The 16,005-nt window shown below is 66.6% G+C and carries 14 protein-coding genes; 6 read left to right on the top strand and 8 right to left on the bottom strand.

Annotated elements, in window-relative coordinates:
• Positions 1 to 77: 77 nt before the first annotated feature.
• A complete protein-coding gene (gene lexA, locus BLR02_RS03180) occupies positions 78 to 809 on the top strand; it encodes a transcriptional repressor LexA (protein ID WP_090567098.1) in 732 nt (243 codons plus the stop codon).
• A gap of 1 nt (position 810) precedes the next feature.
• Here the strand turns inward: lexA and BLR02_RS03175 are convergent, their stop codons facing one another.
• Positions 811 to 2,937, bottom strand: coding sequence for a ComEC/Rec2 family competence protein (locus tag BLR02_RS03175; protein WP_090660386.1), 2,127 nt, complete (start codon positions 2,935 to 2,937; stop codon positions 811 to 813).
• Between the two features lie 328 nt (positions 2,938 to 3,265).
• Here BLR02_RS03175 and gltX point away from each other — a divergent pair, with 328 nt between their 5' ends.
• On the top strand, positions 3,266 to 4,660 hold the full coding sequence (gltX, locus tag BLR02_RS03170; RefSeq protein WP_090660383.1) for a glutamate--tRNA ligase: 1,395 nt from the start codon (positions 3,266 to 3,268) through the stop codon (positions 4,658 to 4,660).
• A gap of 23 nt (positions 4,661 to 4,683) precedes the next feature.
• Here the strand turns inward: gltX and BLR02_RS03165 are convergent, their stop codons facing one another.
• Both BLR02_RS03165 and BLR02_RS03160 read right to left on the bottom strand, forming a co-directional pair.
• Positions 4,684 to 5,838 carry a zinc-binding dehydrogenase gene (locus tag BLR02_RS03165; protein WP_090567042.1) on the bottom strand — a complete coding sequence of 385 codons (1,155 nt, stop codon included), beginning with the start codon at positions 5,836 to 5,838 and terminating at the stop codon, positions 4,684 to 4,686.
• A 27-nt stretch (positions 5,839 to 5,865) separates the two neighbouring features.
• Complete coding sequence (locus tag BLR02_RS03160) at positions 5,866 to 6,762, bottom strand: diacylglycerol/lipid kinase family protein (RefSeq protein WP_090660381.1); 897 nt, start codon at positions 6,760 to 6,762, stop codon at positions 5,866 to 5,868.
• A gap of 244 nt (positions 6,763 to 7,006) precedes the next feature.
• Here BLR02_RS03160 and BLR02_RS03155 point away from each other — a divergent pair, with 244 nt between their 5' ends.
• From BLR02_RS03155 to BLR02_RS03140, 4 genes are all read left to right on the top strand, one after another.
• The gene (locus tag BLR02_RS03155) at positions 7,007 to 7,822 is read left to right on the top strand and encodes a UDP-2,3-diacylglucosamine diphosphatase (protein ID WP_090567048.1); all 816 of its coding nucleotides are present in this window, start codon (positions 7,007 to 7,009) and stop codon (positions 7,820 to 7,822) included.
• A 31-nt stretch (positions 7,823 to 7,853) separates the two neighbouring features.
• A complete protein-coding gene (locus BLR02_RS03150; protein WP_090661531.1) occupies positions 7,854 to 8,870 on the top strand; it encodes a glycosyltransferase family 4 protein in 1,017 nt (338 codons plus the stop codon).
• Positions 8,871 to 8,959: 89 nt separating this feature from the next.
• Complete coding sequence (locus tag BLR02_RS03145; RefSeq protein WP_245704587.1) at positions 8,960 to 9,508, top strand: class I SAM-dependent methyltransferase; 549 nt, start codon at positions 8,960 to 8,962, stop codon at positions 9,506 to 9,508.
• Positions 9,509 to 9,580: 72 nt separating this feature from the next.
• Positions 9,581 to 10,930, top strand: a complete 1,350-nt coding sequence (locus tag BLR02_RS03140) for an esterase-like activity of phytase family protein (RefSeq protein WP_090660375.1) — start codon at positions 9,581 to 9,583, stop codon at positions 10,928 to 10,930.
• Positions 10,931 to 10,971: 41 nt separating this feature from the next.
• Here the strand turns inward: BLR02_RS03140 and kdpC are convergent, their stop codons facing one another.
• The 5 genes from kdpC to BLR02_RS03115 all read right to left on the bottom strand — a co-directional run bounded on the left by kdpC (position 10,972) and on the right by BLR02_RS03115 (position 16,004).
• Positions 10,972 to 11,559 (bottom strand): potassium-transporting ATPase subunit KdpC, encoded by a 588-nt coding sequence (kdpC, locus tag BLR02_RS03135; RefSeq protein WP_090660372.1) that lies wholly within the window; start codon positions 11,557 to 11,559, stop codon positions 10,972 to 10,974.
• Position 11,560: 1 nt separating this feature from the next.
• Positions 11,561 to 13,615 carry a potassium-transporting ATPase subunit KdpB gene (gene kdpB, locus BLR02_RS03130; RefSeq protein ID WP_245704634.1) on the bottom strand — a complete coding sequence of 685 codons (2,055 nt, stop codon included), beginning with the start codon at positions 13,613 to 13,615 and terminating at the stop codon, positions 11,561 to 11,563.
• Positions 13,616 to 13,637: 22 nt separating this feature from the next.
• A complete protein-coding gene (kdpA, locus tag BLR02_RS03125; protein ID WP_090660368.1) occupies positions 13,638 to 15,335 on the bottom strand; it encodes a potassium-transporting ATPase subunit KdpA in 1,698 nt (565 codons plus the stop codon).
• 4 nt (positions 15,336 to 15,339) lie between these two features.
• On the bottom strand, positions 15,340 to 15,426 hold the full coding sequence (kdpF, locus tag BLR02_RS31045; protein WP_090561006.1) for a K(+)-transporting ATPase subunit F: 87 nt from the start codon (positions 15,424 to 15,426) through the stop codon (positions 15,340 to 15,342).
• A 218-nt stretch (positions 15,427 to 15,644) separates the two neighbouring features.
• Positions 15,645 to 16,004 carry a hypothetical protein gene (locus BLR02_RS03115; protein ID WP_090561005.1) on the bottom strand — a complete coding sequence of 120 codons (360 nt, stop codon included), beginning with the start codon at positions 16,002 to 16,004 and terminating at the stop codon, positions 15,645 to 15,647.
• Position 16,005 lies beyond the last annotated feature (1 nt).

The raw sequence follows: 16,005 nt of genomic DNA, 5'->3' as shown, positions 1-16,005 counted from the left end.
AATGGAACTTCCGTAGAACATCCAGGCGATTCGTGGTTTGTTCGCCACCACGCAGGGTTCAGCCCACGGAGGGGATGATGCTTACCCGCAAGCAGCATGAGCTGCTGATCTTCATCGACAAGCATTTGCGCGCAACCGGCTTCTCTCCCTCCTTCGAGGAGATGAAAGACGCGCTGAAGCTGAAGTCGAAATCCGGCATCCACCGTCTGATCACCGCCTTGGAGGAACGGGGCTTCCTGCGCCGGCGCGCTCACCGGGCCCGGGCACTTGAAGTGATCCGCCTCCCGGAGAATATCGCACCCCGCCGCTCGGCGGAGCCACAGGCCCCGACGCCTCCCGCCGCTGCACCCGTCTTCTCACCCAATGTCATCCATGGCCGGTTCGCTCCGAACCTCGCCGGGGTGCAACGGGCGGCAAATGAGGCAGCCGCGGTCCAGCTTCCGCTCTACGGACGCATCGCTGCCGGGTTGCCGATCGAGGCGCTGCGGGACAGCGGCACGAGCGTGGAGGTTCCGGCGGCCCTGCTCGCCAATGGCGAGCACTACGCGCTTGAGGTTTCGGGCGATTCGATGGTTGAGGCGGGTATCCTCGACGGCGACACGGTGATCATTCGCCGTGGCGACATCGCCGATAACGGCTCCATCGTGGTAGCGCTGGTGGATGAGAACGAGGTGACGTTGAAGCGGCTGCGCCGGAAAGGCAATTCGATTGCCCTCGAGCCGGCCAACCCTCGCTACGAGACCCGCATTTTTGGTCCGGACCGGGTGAAGGTGCAGGGCCGTCTCGTCGGCTTGCTGCGGCGTTACTGACCTAATCCGCTACAGCCAAAGGCGCCGCCGAGGTCAAGCCGCGTGGTATAGGCACAGGCGGCACCCAGGGCCGCTCGCCGCGATGGGCACGGTCACTGACCACCTGGACTCCCTGCGGCTCGAGCCAGATCGCATGCGGGCCGTTGCGCCACACGGCAAAACGGTCAACCACATGAGCGAGGCAGGGCCCGCGGACAGGCTCGGCGGAAATGACCACGGCAGCGCTGCCGCAGGCCTCCGCAGGCGAGTCGCCACGCAGCAGTATGGCAGTGGGATGGGCGAGGCCAGGCTGCAGCAAGCAGGCGCCGACATGGCAGCGAAGCACCCCGCCGGCCAACTCCCCCTCTCGCGGCAGGGTTTCGGCAGTGCCAGCGCCGTGCAGCCGCTGCCAGCTCTCGCGGACCAGCGACGCGGCGCCAGATGCCTTCTGCAAGAACAGGCCATCACCCGCCCGCATGGCGATAAGCCGGCCATCGCCTGAGATCAGCAGGTCTGGCGGCCGGTCCATCGCGCCACTTGCCAATCCCAGGGCCAGCAGCGGCACGCCTGCCAGGCGCCAACCTGTCCGCCACAGACAGAGCCAGACGAGGCCTAGGGAGCAGAGGCCAAGGCCCCAGGCCGGGATCGGCGGCATCGTCAGCGTGGCCCCCGGCCAAGCTGCCACCGCATGGGCCACAGCGAGCGTCGCCTCCACGCCAAGGCCCATCGGCACCAAGGCCAGCGCCTCCAGCCCGAAGGGCATCAGCAGCGCCGCGAGCATTGCCGCGGGCATCACCAGCAGCGTGGTAAGCGGCACCGCGACGGCATTGGCCAGGACGCCGTAAAGTTGCAGGCGGCCGAAGTGGTGGAGGCTGAAGGGCATCGTCGCCAACCCGGCGAGCAGCGAGGTTGCCACGACACCAAAGGCCGCCAGCACCAAGCGGCGGCGCCAGGCGGCTCGCGGTCCGGCCATCGGTAGGCGCGGGCGCATCCAATCCCAACCGGCAATCAGCGCCAGTACTGCGGCGAAACTCATCTGGAAGCTGGCGCCGAGGATGGCGGCCGGCTGGATGACAACCACACCCGCGGCCGCCAATGCCAGCCCGCGCAGGGTCAGGGCACGGCGACCCGCCAGCAGCGCCAGGGTGGTCACCGCTGCCATGGCGAAGCTCCGCTGCATCGGCACCTGTGCCCCGGTGAGCAGCATGTAGGCTGCCCCAAGAACCAGCGCCGCCGTCGCGGCAATTGCTTTGCCCGGCATCCGCATCGAAAGGGCGAAGCCGAGGCGGACCAGGGCAAAGGCCAAGCCCATCACAGCCACGATATGCAGCCCGGAAACCGAGAGGAGATGCGCCAAGCCGGAATCCCGCATGGCGGCCAGGTCAGGGGCTGGGATGGCGCTCTGTCCACCTGTCATCAGTGCAGCGGCGATTGCGCCGACCGCGCCGGGCAATGCTGTCGTCACCCGCACCTCGATCGTGCTGCGCAACCCGGCGAAAAACGGTGTCTCTTCGCCTGCGGTGACTTCCGCCATGCCCAGGGCATAACCATTCCCGCCGAGCCCGGAGAAGAAGGCTGCACGCTGAAAATCCCAGCCCCCCGGATGGGTCGGCGCACCCGGTGGGCGGATCATGGCCCGCAGCCGCAACTGGTCGCCAGGGGCCGGCTGTGCCGGATCCTGGGCCTTCAGCCGAACGCGCACTCGTCGCGGCTGGGCGGGCCCATCGTCGAAATGTGGTGCGTCCAGCGTCACTCGCCGTCCCTCGGGAAGCAACTCCACCTCGGCGACACGCCCGGAAAGGATAGTGGCCGTCCGCGGCGGCTCGAGCATCGGCGGCTGCCGTCCGGCCTGCCAAGCCGCCAAAGCGAAGCCCAAGGCGCCGGCGGCAACCCAGCCAGCCATCAGCCCGGCAATGGGTCGGCGCGCCCCTAGCCAGAGCGCTAGCAGCAGCAAGGGAGGCGCGAGCCACCTGGCCGCCGGTGGAGGTTCCGTCGGCAAAGCGAAATAGACCAGCACACCCGCACCGAGGGCCACAGCCAGCCATAAGGCAAGCCGAGGCCGTTCGTCCGCGAGGAGATTTTTCCACGCGACCGTCGATCCGAGCCTACCGGGCCATCGGGGGGCTGGCCGGGCAAAGGCTAAGGACATTTTCGTTGTCCATACTAAGCTTCAGGATCGATATTGCAACTATTACGTGAGGCTCAAAAATGATCCGCACTTAAGGTTGTAGGTTAAGAAATGAACCGGTGGTTAAATCCGGCCATGATTTGAGTCTGGAGCCTTTCGTTCCGCCTTAGGCGTCCTGGCTCCGCCTTGTCGATCGGGAGGGGACCATTTCCTGGCTGACCTTGCCGGTCTAAGCTGCGCTCCAAGGAAGGATGGATCGCTGCCATCCCCGTCACCCGGAGGAGGCCTGCGATTACCGCGCCGCACAATGCGGCCGGGCAGGCCGTCACCGCCATCGCCAGGCCCGATCATGACCGTCCGTACCCGCTTTGCGCCCTCGCCCACCGGCTTCCTCCATATCGGTGGGGCACGCACCGCCCTCTTCAACATGCTCTTCGCCCGGCATCATGGTGGCCAGTACCTGTTGCGCATCGAGGATACTGATAAGGCGCGCAGCACCGAGGCAGCCGTGCAGCAGATCCTCAACAGCCTGGCTTGGCTTGGCCTCAGCCCGGACGAGGAACCTGTCTTCCAAAGCCACCGCGAGGCACGCCACGCCGAGGTAGCGCGAGAGCTCCTTGCGGCCGGCAAGGCCTATCTTGCCTTTGACACGGCTGAGGAGCTGGCGGCGATGCGCGAGCAGGCGATGAAGGAGGGCCGCCCGCCGCGTTACGACGGCAGTTGGCGTGACCGCGACCCTTCCGACGCCCCGCCGGACCGCAAGCCAGCCATCCGGCTGAAGGCTCCCCGCCAAGGTTCGACGATTGTCGAGGATCTCGTCCAGGGCCGCGTCGAAGTCCAAAATTCCGAGTTGGACGACATGATCATCCTCCGCTCCGACGGGACGCCGACCTATCTGCATGCCGTCGTCGTGGACGACCACGACATGGGCATCACCCATGTCATCCGCGGTGACGATCACCTGACCAATACATTCCGTCAGTGCATGGTCTATGACGCCATGGGCTGGCACCGCCCCTATTTCGCCCATATCCCCCTCATCCATGGGGCGGACGGTGCCAAGCTGTCGAAGCGCCATGGCGCGGTCGGCGTGATGGAGTTCGAGGCGCAGGGTTTCCTGCCCGAGGCTGTCTGCAACTATCTCCTCCGGCTCGGCTGGGGCCATGGCGATGAGGAGATCGTCCCCCGTGACCGCGCCATTGAGCTTTTCGACCTGAAGGACGTCGGTCGGGCCGCCTCCCGCATGGACTATGCGAAGCTTACCCATCTGAATGGTGTCTATCTGCGCGGCGCCGAGGATGCCCGCCTGACCGAGGAGGTGCTGAAGCGCCTCGCCCACCGCGGGATCGATTACGGCACTCTCGGCGGGGACCGCGTCCGCGCCCTGATGCCAGCGTTGAAGGAGCGCGCAAAGACCCTGGAGGAACTGACCTCCGCGGCGGCTTTCGCCGCCCAGGAAGGCCCGCCCCCGCTGGAGCCGAAAGCCGCCACCCAACTGACACCCGAGGCCAAGGCCCTGCTTGCCGACCTCGCGCAATTCCTCACCGACGCGCCTTGGGAGCAAGCCGAGCTGATGAACTGGCTGCGTGACTATGCCGAGGTGAAGGGCATGAAGCTCGGCCAGGTCGCACAGCCCCTGCGCATCGCCCTGAGCGGCAGTACACAAAGCCCACCCATCGATGCCGTCCTGACGGCCCTGGGGCGGACGGAGGCGATGGACCGGATCCTCGCCGCCGCCGAGTAGCAGCGCTTCGGGCGCCTGCTAACCTAGGACTCCGCAAGCTCCGGGAAAGGCACGATCGTGCTCTTCACCGTGCGCATCGCCATCGCATCCGCGATCGCGCGGGACACCCCATCGGTGTCGAAGGGGTAAAGCGTCTGCATCTCCGTCCAGGGATAGCGGTCCCTCGCCCGGTCCAGCATGCGGATGCCGAGCGCCAGGTCATTCTCGGTAAAGGCCCAGGAGCCGATGATGACCACGTCCTTGGCAACGAAGCGGTGCCAGTTGGTGGCGATGCTTCCTGCATCGGTGAACTGGCCCATCTCGATCAGCGCCGCGCCATCCCGAAGCATCTCGATGCCCTCGGGGCCGGCGCTTGGGTGGCCGGTGCAATCCATCACCAGATCGGCTCCATGACCGCCAACGATGTCCCGTACCCGCGCCACTCGCGCCTCAGGGGACGGGTAGGCCTCGATATCGACCGTCGCCTCGGCCCCGAAGCGCCGCGCCAGGGCCAGGCGTGGCGCCTCGGGCGCGCCAACGCAGATCACCCGCCCTGCCCCCATCTCCCGGGCAGCGGCGATGGCGAGGATGCCGATCGGCCCGCTGCCCTGGATGACGACCGTATCGCCCCAGCGGAACAGTCCCATCCGCTGCGCCCGGGCGAAGCCGCGGATGCAGGAGGTCAGTGGCTCCGACAAGGCGCCGAGCCGCAGCGGCATGCTGTCCGGCAGCTTATAGATCTTGGTCCCAGGCAGCGCCTCGAGATCCACATAGACATATTCCGCCCAACCTCCCCAGAGATGCGGGGGCCGGTCGAAGCCCAGGTAGCGCCCGTAATAGACCGGCGTCTGGCAGCGGTTCGAATTCTCCGGGTAGTGCCGGCAGTAGTAGCAATCGCCACAGGGCATAAATGGCGGCACCATGATCTTGGACCCGACCTCGATCGGCAGGTCCATCCAGTCGGTCTTCAACTCGGGCCCAATCTCCCGGACAATCCCGGTCATTTCGTGGCCCAGGGTGAAGGGCCATGGCAGCGGCTTCGGCCAATGCCCCTTCAGGATGTGGAGATCGGTTCCACAGACCCCGCAGGCGCCGATCTGGATGAGCGCCGATTTCCGTCCCACCTTGGGCCAGGGCACCTCGCGGATCACCGGTGGTGCACCGGGCCCATCGAAGGTCGCAACGCGGATGGGTTTCATGGTTTGTCCTCCCCTGTTCCTGGGAGGCTAAGCCGCCTGGGCCATCCCCGCCAACCGCGGCAACATCACGCGGAGCGGCGCCTCGGCTACCCGCACCTCGACTGGTAGGCGGCCGGCAGGGTCCCCATCCGCCTGGACCGCCACAGCTTCGCCCTCGATCCGCAGCCGGGTCGCGTGCCGCAGGGTCAACCCCGGCATCCGTGGCAGCAGATTGAGCGGCAAGGCCGCCCCATAAGCCGCCGCCGCCATCGGACCCGATCCGTGGAACAGCGCCACCTGGAAGCCGGGCCGCGCGATCTCCGCGGCCGGCGCCAGCAGATGCCGCCCGGCATATAGCCGCCCTTTGCTGACAATGACGGAACTCGCACGTGCCTCGCCATCCTCGAACACCACGCGGAGCGGAGGGAATTGGTATCGGCCGAGTTCCCGCATCGCCTGCCAGACATAGGCACCGCGCCCGATCCGGTGCTTGAGACCAAGGTCGAGATTGGCGACCACCGCCGCATCGAAGCCTGCGCCCAGCATCTGCACGAAAAGCCGCGTGGTCCTGTCGGTGAAGAGTGCCTCGCCAGGATGCACCAGACGGGGCTCGCCTTCGGTGAGCAGCCGTGCCGCGGCGTCGGGCCGCACAGGGATGCCGAGTTCCCAGGCAAAGACATTCGCCGTCCCAAGCGGGAGCACGCCAAGCACGGCGCCATGCCCTGCCAGGCCGGCAGCCACCTCGGCGATAGTACCATCGCCGCCAGCAGCCACCACCAGTCCGCAGCCCTCCGCCGCCCCGGCACGGGCCAGGGCCTTGGCATGGCCGGTATGGGTGGTTTCCATCACGACGAATTCCTGACCCACATGCCGCAGGACCGCCAGCGCACGCTCCAGCCGCTGCCGGCGCCGCTGCCCGGCTGTGGGGTTGAAGATGATGATCATGCCCGGCTTATCGCAGCCAGGGATGACGATCCGGTGTCATGACGCGGTCATCGGTCTGACAACAGCGCCCTTTCCAGATGCGACATGTCATGGCCGTGCCATATCGCGGCTTCGTGCCCGCCGTTACTGAATGGTTTCATGAAGGGTTCACGACAGGATTGGCAATGGCGCGTTACGGGCGTGTTCGTGATTGTGTCCGGGGACTCGTCAGCCATCGCACCCCGGCCAGAGCGAGGGCATAGCCATGCAAGCCGCTGAGGCCAGGACCCGTTACCGCAGTGTCTTCCTCTCCGATACGCATCTCGGCATGCGCGGCTGTCGCGCCGACTACCTGGCGGACTTCCTCCGCCATACGGACTGCAACCGGCTCTACCTCGTTGGCGACATCGTCGATGGATGGCGGCTCCGCAAGTCTTGGTACTGGGACAGTGACCATGACGAGGTTCTGCGGATCCTCCTGAAGCTCGCGCGTTCGGGCACCGAGGTGCTCTACATTCCAGGCAACCACGATGAGATGTTCCGCAATTGGCTTGGCCAGGGCCTTGAGGTCGCCGGCGTGCGGCTGCTGCGCGAAGCCGTCCATGAAGCCGCGGATGGCCGACGCTTCCTCGTGATCCATGGCGACGAGTTCGACGGCGTGATCCGCTACGCCAAGCTCATCGCCCATCTGGGCGACTGGGCCTACGATATGGCCCTGACGCTGAACCGCTGGTTCAATGCCGCACGGCGCAAGCTTGGCTACCCCTACTGGTCGCTCTCCCAATGGCTGAAGCGTCAGGTGAAGGAGGCCGTGAAGGCGATCGACCGATTCGAATTGGCACTGGCCAATGAGGCCGGCCGGCGCGGCCTCGATGGCGTCATCTGCGGCCATATCCATCATGCCGAGATGCGAGAAGTCCACGGCATCACCTATATGAATGACGGCGACTGGGTGGAGAGTTGTACCGCCCTTGTCGAGCATGCCGATGGCCGCTTCGAGCTGATCGACTGGGTGCGCGAGATGCGCCTCCGTGCCGAGCGGCAGGCTGGCGGCGAGCGCCTGGCCATCGCCCGTGCTTGATCAGCCCGTCGCCCTGCCGGAGGCGGCAGCCATGAGCGCCCCGCTCCGCCTGCTGATCGTCACCGACGCCTGGGCACCGCAGGTGAATGGCGTCGTCCGCACCCTCAGCACCATGACCGAGATGCTGCGCGCCCATGGTGACACGGTCGAGGTGATTGGGCCCGACCGCTTCAACAGCCTGCCCATGCCCGGCTACAAGGAGATCCGCCTGGCAGTGGCACCGCGCCGCAAGCTGGCGCGGCTGGTCGATGCCTATATGCCCTGCGCCGTACATATCGCCACGGAAGGGCCGCTGGGCTGGGCGATGCGTGGCATCTGCCTGCGCCGAAACTGGCCCTTTACGACCGCCTTCCACACCAAATTCGCTGAGTACCTGAAGGCGCGGGCCGGCGTGCCGGCCGCTTGGTCCTGGCGGGTGCTGCGCCATTTCCATGCCCCTGCACAGGCGGTCATGGCGGCCACCCCCAGCCTCCGCCGCGACCTCGCCATGCGGGGCTTCACCCGGGTCCGCCCCTGGACCCGTGGCGTGGATCTCTCCCGCTTCCGGCCGGAGCCGCGCGAGCCTTTCGACGGCTTGCCACGCCCGATCTTTCTCTATGCCGGCAGGGTTGCCGTCGAGAAGAACCTTGCCGCCTTCCTCGCCCTCGACCTCCCCGGCACCAAGGTGGTGATCGGCGACGGCCCGCAACGCGCCGAGCTGCAGAGGCGCTACCCGGCTGCACAATTCCTCGGCTACCGCGAGAACGGCCAGCTAGCCCGCTCCTATGCCGGCGCGGATGTCTTCGTATTCCCCTCCCGCACCGATACGTTCGGCCTCGTGCTGCTGGAGGCGCTGGCAAGCGGCACGCCGGTTGCGGCCTTCCCCGTCACCGGCCCGCTCGATGTCGTCACTGATCCCCGCATCGGGGTGCTGGACGAGGATCTCCGTGCCGCCTGCCTGCGCGCGCTGTCGTGCAGCCGCGATGCGGCCCGCAGCCATGCCGAAGCCTTTTCCTGGAAGGCTTCGATGGCGCAATTCCGTGAAACCCTGGTCCGGTTCGGTGGCTAGGTCACCGCTCCGTCGGACAAAGAGGAACGAGAATGTCCAGCAGCAGCCTTCAACGCCACGAAACCGCACATGCCATTTCCAACTTGCCGTTGTTCTTCCGTCGCTGGCTGGCCGACCCATTGCAGATGGGCTCCATCGTACCGTCCTCCCGCACACTCTCGAGCCGCATCGCCAGCCTCGCCGCGGCCGATGGTGACGGCATGGTGCTTGAGATCGGCGCCGGTACCGGCGTCATCTCGCGCGCGCTGCTCGATGCCGGCGTCGCCCCCGAGCGCCTTGCCCTGGTGGAAATCGTCCCCGACATGGCGGAGCACCTGCGTCAGAGCCTGCCCGGCACCACGGTGCTCTGTGCCGATGCCTTTGCCCTGCCACAGCACCTGCCGGAGCGCTTCGCCGGCCGCGTCAGCAGCGTGATCTGCGGCATCCCGCTGGTGCTGCTGCCGATCGAGCGTCAGCGCCTTTTTATCGAGGGCGTGGAGTGCATCGCTCCTGGCCTCGGCTTCCTACTTTACACCTACTGCATCACCTCGCCTCTCCCCTACAGGAAGCTCGGCCTGAGCGCGAAGCGCGAGACTTGGACCCCGAAGAACTTCCCCCCCGCCAGCGTGTGGCGCTACCGCCCTCTGCCACGCGGCTGACATGCAACTGCCAAGCCGGTGCAATATGCAACGGCTAGGAGCCCTCCCTGAACCGATCAGGAGACAGGCTCCATGCGCCAGTTGCTTCTCGTTACCACGGCCTTGCTGCTGGGCAGCCAGGCCTTGGCGGATACTCGCTTCGAGGCGAGCCTCGCAGGGCACGCCGTGCTTCCCGCCTTCACCATGGCCGTACCGCCTGCCGATGCGCCACGCGATGCCATGGTCTCGGGTAAGTTCACCGGCCCGGGCAATCTCCGTACCGACCGCCCGGGCGCCATCCCCGGTACCACCGGTCCGGCGCCCGCTGGACGCCCGACCGGTACGGCCCTCCCCTTTATCGGCCAGCCTATCCAGGGCTTCTCAGGTATCAAGCCAGTGGCGGGCCAACCAGGCGCCTTCTGGGTGCTGAGCGACAACGGCTTCGGCAACAAGCGGAACAGCCCGGATGCGATGCTGATGCTGCACCGCATTCGCCCGGACTGGCGGGGCGGCCAGGTCGCGGTCGAGCAAACCATTTTCCTCTCCGATCCGGAACGCCGCGTCCCCTTTCGCATCGCCTATGAGGGCACTGAGCGTCGCTACCTCACCGGCGGGGATTTCGATATCGAGAGCATTCAGCCGGTTGCCGACGGCTTCTGGCTCGGCGATGAATTCGGCCCCTTCCTGATCAAGGTCGATTTCGAAGGGCGGGTGCGCCAGGTGGTCGAGACGGTAATCGATGGCCGCCCCATCCGCAGCCCGGACCACCCATCGCTGCAAGTGCCCGCCACGACCTTTGAATCCCAGCGCAGCGGCGGGTACGAGGGCCTCGCCCAAAGCCCCGACGGCAGCCGCCTTTACGCCTTGCTGGAAAAGCCGCTGCTGACGAATGGCCAGCCTGAAGGCCGCTTCCTCCGCATCGCTGAATTCGACACTGTCCGTGGCGCCTGGACCGGTCGGCAACTGCGCTACGGCATCGAGCCCGGCACCACCTCGATCGGCGACTTCAACATGATCGACGACCGCCGTGCCCTCATCATCGAGCGCGACGATGGCGAGGGAGATCCCTCCCTCGCTTGCGCCGCCGGCGCCAGCCCGCCCGGCTGCTTCGCCGCCCCGGCGCGGCTCAAGCGAATCTATCTGCTCGATCTCGGTGCCACCGATGGCGATGGCTTCGTGCGGAAGATCGGCCATATCGATCTGATGGCTATCCGCGATCCGGAAGGCCTGGCCCGCACCCAGGGCGACCGCGGTGCCAACGAGGCACGTGACCGCTTCACCTTCCCCTTCTTCACCATCGAGAATGTTGCGGTGGTGGATGACGAGCATATCGTGGTCGGCAATGACAACAATCTGCCCTTCAGCGCCGGCCGTCACCTGACTCGCGCCGATGATAACGAGCTCATCCTGCTCCGCGTCCCGGAACTGCTCCGGGCACGCTAGCAGTGCGTTTGGATGGCGCGGTCCAGGGCCGCGCCATCCACTCAGCGCAGATCGTCGAGTGCCAGGTTCAACACCAGTACATTGGCCCGCGACTCACCGAAGAGCCCAAGTTCCCGCCCTTCGGCATGTTGTGCCAGCAAGGACCGCACCCGCACCTCGGGAAGCCCTCGCGCAGCCGCGATGCGCGCTACCTGGCGGGCAGCGTTCTCCAGGCTGATATGCGGGTCCAGGCCGGAGCCAGAAGCCGTCACTGCATCCGCTGGCACCGGCGCTGCCCCCTCCGCGGCCACCCGCTCCTTCAGTACCTTCGCCAAGGTCGCACTTGTCGGCGCCATCTGGGAGGCTGCCGAGGCTGCGGCATTATAGGGCGCTGGCCGAGTACTGCCCGGCTTTGCCGGATCCGCTTCCGTCGTGGCTGAAGGGCGCGGGTGGAAATACCGATCTCCGGTGAACTGCTGACCGAGCAGCATCGAGCCGATCAGCTTTCCGTCCCGCTCCAGCAGGCTGCCATGTGCCTGTACAGGGAAGGCCAGCTGAGCCACCCCGGTGAAGCCCAGCGGCAGGGCCAAGCCACAGAGCAGGGTCGCCATCCCCACCACCGCGAAAGCTGGACGCAGATATGCATTCATCTCAGGCCATCCCGAACAGGTTAAGGAGCAGATCGATGAACTTGATGCCAATGAAGGGTGCTACGACTCCGCCCAGACCGTAGATCAGCAGGTTACGCCGCAGCAGCGCCGCCGCACCGGCCGGTGCATAGCGCACACCGCGGAGCGCCAGCGGCACGAGCGCCACGATGATCAGCGCGTTGAAGATCACTGCGGACAGGATCGCGCTCTCCGGCGAGGTGAGGCGCATCACATTCAGCGTGCCAAGCTCCGGGTAGCTCGCTACGAAGATCGCCGGGAGGATCGCAAAATACTTCGCCACGTCGTTGGCTACGGAGAAAGTCGTCAACGCTCCTCGGGTGATCAGCAGTTGTTTGCCGATCTCCACGACCTCGATCAGCTTCGTAGGGTCGCTGTCCAGGTCGACCATGTTGCCCGCCTCGCGAGCGGCCTGAGTCCCAGTCTGCATGGCGAGTCCAACATCGGCCTGGGCCAGGGCCGGGGCGTCATTGGTGCCGTCGCCTGCCATGGCCACCAACCGCCCCTCGGTTTGAGCCGTGCGGATATAGCCGAGCTTCTGCTCCGGTGTGGCTTCCACGAGGAAGTCGTCCACCCCCGCCTCGGCCGCGATTGCCGCCGCCGTCAGCCGGTTGTCTCCCGTCACCATCACGCTGCGGATGCCCATCCTCCGCAACTCGGCGAAGCGATCGCGAATACCAGGCTTGACGATGTCCTTCAGCTCGATCGCCCCCAACACTCGGCCATCCTTGCTGACGGCAAGCGGCGTCGCCCCCTGCCGCGCGATCCGGTCCACTGCTTCCGCCAGGGCAGGCGGCACAGTCGCATCCAGGCTCCGCGCCAGGCTGTCGACCGCTCCCTTGCGGTACTGGCCACCCGGCAAATCAAGCCCCGAAAGGCGCGTCTGCGCTGTGAATGGGACCACCCTTGCGCCCGCCGGCACGGCAGGTGCTGCCATGCGGTAGCGCTCCCGCGCGAGGACGAGGACCGACCGGCCTTCCGGAGTCTCGTCGCCAAGGCTTGCTAGGACGGCCGCCTCCACAAGCTCCCGCTCGGTGACACCGGGCGCCGGCACAAAGGCCGCAGCCTGGCGGTTGCCGAAGGTGATTGTGCCCGTCTTGTCGAGCAGCAGTACATCGACATCGCCGGCGGCTTCGACGGCGCGCCCGCTGGTCGCCAGCACGTTGAAGCGCACCAGCCGGTCCATGCCGGCGATGCCGATGGCCGACAGCAACCCGCCGATCGTTGTTGGAATGAGCGTCACGAGCAGCGCAGCCAGCACCGGCACAGAGGGCGGCGTCCCGTTCCAACTCGCCAACCCGACCAGTGAAGCCACGGTGATCAGGAAGATGATCGTCATCCCTGCCAGCAGGATGTCGAGCGCGATCTCATTCGGCGTCTTCTGCCGCGCGGCGCCTTCGACCAGCGTGATCATCCGGTCGAGGAAGGTGCTGCCCGGCGCCGCCGTGATGCGTACAACCAGCCAGTCGGAGACGACGAGCGTTCCGCCCGTGACGGCACTGCGGTCGCCCCCCGCCTCGCGGATGACCGGGGCGCTCTCCCCCGTCACGGCCGCCTCGTTCACCGAGGCGATACCCTCGACGATCTCGCCATCGGACGGGATGATGTCGCCCGCCTCCACCAGCACGAGGTCGCCGGGCTTGAGCTCGGTCGCCCCGCGCGGCTGCCAGAGCGCTCGGTCATCCGGGCGCGCCAACAGCTTGGCCCGCGCGTCGCCACGAGCTTGGCGAAGGCTCTCCGCCTGTGCCCGTCCACGCCCTTCGGCAAGGGCCTCGGCGAAGGTAGCGAAAAGGACGGTCAGCCAAAGCCAGGCAGCGATCCCCGCCTGGAAAGACCAAGCCTCACCACGCCCAGCCGCCAGGGCCGCCAGCAGCGTGGCGAGGATGGCAACCACCTCGGTGACGAAGATGACCGGGTTGCGCACCAATCGAGCGGGGTTGAGCTTGCGCACCGCGTCGAGGCTCGCACGGGCGAGCAGGGTCCGGTCGGTGAAGGCGGCAGCGCGCAGTCGGCGCGTGGCGGCGCCCGGAGGCATCATGATGTCCATGGAATCCGCGCCTTCAGAAGGTCTTGCCAGCAAGCAGGGAGAAGTGTTCGGCAAGCGGGCCGAGCGCGAGTGCGGGCATGAATTGCAGCCCGCCGAGGATCAGGATCACCCCGGCCAGCAGCCCGGCGAAGAGCAGTCCATGAGTCGGGAAAGTGCCCGGGCTTGCCAGCGCCCGTGGCTTGGCAGCGAGCGATCCGGCAATGGCCATCACCGGCACCACATAGGCAAAGCGGCCAAGCATCATGGCGATGCCGAGCGTTGTATTGAGCCAGGGCGTATCCGCCGTCAGTCCGCCGAAGGCCGAGCCGTTATTACCCGCTGCGGAACTGAAGGCATAAAGCATCTCGCTCAGCCCATGCGGTCCCGCTGCCTGGATGGAGGCGATAGCCGCGGGCAGCACCAGCGCGACGGCGGTGAAGCCAAGAATCGCCACGGGCAGCACCAGCACGGCGAGCATCGCCAGCTTGATCTCGCGCGCCTGCACTTTCTTGCCGAGATATTCCGGTGTCCGGCCTACCATCAGCCCAGCGATGAACACCGTCAGCAGCACGAAGACCAGCATTCCATAGAGGCCTGAACCCACCCCACCCGGCAGTACCTCGCCAAGCTGGATCAGGAAGAGCGGCACCATCCCGCCAAGCGGCGTGAAGCTCTCAAGCATCGCATTCACCGCACCGCAGGAAGCTCCAGTGGTCGTAGCGCTGAAAAGTGCGACCAGCGCCTGGCCGAACCGCACCTCCTTCCCTTCCATATTCCCCTGCGCTGCATCGATGCCGAGCGCCAGATGCAGTGGATTCCCGCCGGCCTCGCTCGCATAGATCGCCAGCGTTGCCATCAGCACATAGCCAAGCATGACCAGCAGCAGCGCCCGTCCCTGCCGGATATCGCCGATGATGGCGCCGAAGGTCAGTGCCAGGGCGAAGGGGATCACCTGGTGTGCCCATATCTGCAGCCCTGTCGCCAGCGCCGTCGGCCCTTCGAACGGGTGCGCTGAGTTGGCGCCGAAGAAGCCGCCACCATTGGTCCCCAGGTGCTTGATCGCAACCTGGAGAGCAGCAGGACCGAGCGGGAGCATCTGTGTCGCGCCCTCGATCGTCGTCGCTTCCGCAAAGGCCGAAAGCGTCTGTGGCATCCCCATGGCAACGAAAGCGAGGCCAACCAGGATACTGAGCGGCACCAGCAGGTAGAGCGTGACGCGCACCAGATCGGCCCAGAAATTGCCGAGGTCTTGCACCCCGCCCTTGGCGAAGGCGCGTGACACGGCCAGTGCCAACGCGATGCCGGACGCAGCGGAGAGGAAATTCTGCACCGTCAGCCCGGCCATCTGGCTGAAGTTGCTCATGGCCACCTCGCCGCCATAAGCCTGCCAGTTCGTATTCGTCACGAAAGAAGCTGCGGTATTGAAGGCGAGCCAGGGTGACAAGTCACCAAAGCCCTGAGGGTTGAACGGCAGCCCTCCCTGCAGCCGCAGCAACGCATAGAGCAGCACGAAGCCTGCCGCGTTCGCCGCCAACATCGCCAGGGTATAGGCTCGCCAGCCCTGGCCTTTCGCCGGGTCGATACCGGCCGCGGTATAGAAAAGCCGTTCCAGCGGCGCGAGGACGGTGATGCGTCCTGCGGCGAGGACAGCAATATAGCGCCCGAGCGGGATCGCGGCCGCGACCACGCAGGCAAGGACGAGCGCGATCTGCGCCCAGCCAATCCATGTCATGGGATCAGAGGTCCTCCGGCCGCAGCAGCGCCCAGAGGAGGTAGAGAAGCAGGCCCGCCGAAACCGTGCCGCCCAGGATCAGGTCCAGCATGGCGGCTAAACACGGTCGCAGGCGTCGGCATAGGCAGCCATCAGGCCGAACAGGCCCAGGCCGAGTGCCAACAGGAAAAGGTCCAGCATCAGTCGCTCCGCGCCGGCGCTCATGGGCCGGCTGAGGCGGGAGACTGATCGTGGTACCCGGAAAGCCGCTATGTGGAAGCGGCGCCAGGGGTATAAAGCCGGCGTAAAGGCGGGGGAGCCCCGCCGAGGTCAGGCCCCGCGCTTTGCCCCACGCCAGGGCGCCCGAGGCCTGCTAGCCCGCCGCACCACCTGCGCCCCACCTCGGGCAGCGGCGCTTTCGCCCGCCATTTCGAGCGTCACCTCAGCCTCGGCCGCCGCCGCCTGCTGGGTTGTCTCCTCGAATTGCGGGGTATCGCCTTCGATCAGCATGGCGATGGCGCCATGCGTCTCCTTCACCGCCTCATCCTGGCGGATGGCGACATGCGGCTGCCCATCGATGGTGAAGATGCGGCGTTGCATGGTCAGCCGGGCAACCTGCTCCTCCGTCGCGGGCAGGAAGGTGCAGCCACGGGCCTTCGCCGCGGCGATCTGCTGAGGGTTCAGTTCCATG

Origin of the sequence: Belnapia rosea, from assembly GCF_900101615.1 — a bacterium.
GTDB classification, from domain to species: domain Bacteria; phylum Pseudomonadota; class Alphaproteobacteria; order Acetobacterales; family Acetobacteraceae; genus Belnapia; species Belnapia rosea.
Note: the sequence above shows the minus strand (reverse complement) of the source record. Positions and strands in the feature narration are given on the sequence as shown.